1 protein-coding gene is annotated in these 878 nt (G+C 43.3%); it reads left to right on the forward strand.

The annotated features are described in order from the left end of the window. Positions 1-39 precede the first annotated feature (39 nt). The coding region (locus tag ACAN52_RS21855) for a branched-chain amino acid ABC transporter permease (protein ID WP_378957256.1) at positions 40-878 on the forward strand (839 nt) is incomplete at its 3' end.

Consider the following 878-nt stretch of genomic DNA (forward strand, 5'->3'; position numbering starts at 1 on the left):
TGGCAATCCCTCGGGGCTTGCCTTGCAGTATATGCTGCCATGCAAATGCTCATTGAATTTGATATCATCGGTCCATTTTGGCAGCTGAATATTGTACTGGTTTGCATTAACATCATTTTGGCTGTAAGTCTCAATCTGATTAACGGTTTCACAGGGCAGTTTTCCATTGGTCATGCTGGCTTTATGGCAGTGGGTGCCTATGTAGGTGCAGTACTGACTGTTAAAATGCAACTTCCTTTTATTGCTGCAATTTTGGGTGGTGCCGCTACGGCCGGTTTTCTAGGTTTTGTGATTGGTCTTCCGACCCTTCGTCTTGACGGGGATTATCTAGCCATTGCGACCTTAGGTCTTGGTGAAATTATTCGCATTAGCATTTTAAACATTCCTTATGTAGGCGGCGCTTCTGGTTTTATGGGAATTCCTCGTTATACGACTTTTACGTGGGTNACCTTAGGTCTTGGTGAAATTATTCGCATTAGCATTTTAAACATTCCTTATGTAGGCGGCGCTTCTGGTTTTATGGGAATTCCTCGTTATACGACTTTTACGTGGGTGTTCTTTATCACCGTCTTTACCGTGCTCTTTATTCGAAACTTCATTAACTCCACTCATGGCCGTGCGTGTATTTCCGTACGTGAAAATCAAATTGCTGCCGAAGCCATGGGTGTTGATACAACCAAATATAAAGTAATGGCCTTTACCATGGGAGCTGCTTTTGCTGGTGTCGCAGGCGCACTCTTTGCCCATTATTTTTATATCGCTCATCCAGCGTCTTTTACCTTTATGAAATCCTTTGATATTTTAACCATTGTGGTTCTTGGCGGTTTAGGCAGTATCAGTGGTTCGATCACAGCTGCTGTTCTTTTGACCTTCGTTTC

Source organism: Pelosinus sp. sgz500959, assembly GCF_042610375.1.
Classification (GTDB): domain Bacteria; phylum Bacillota; class Negativicutes; order DSM-13327; family DSM-13327; genus CTSoil-075.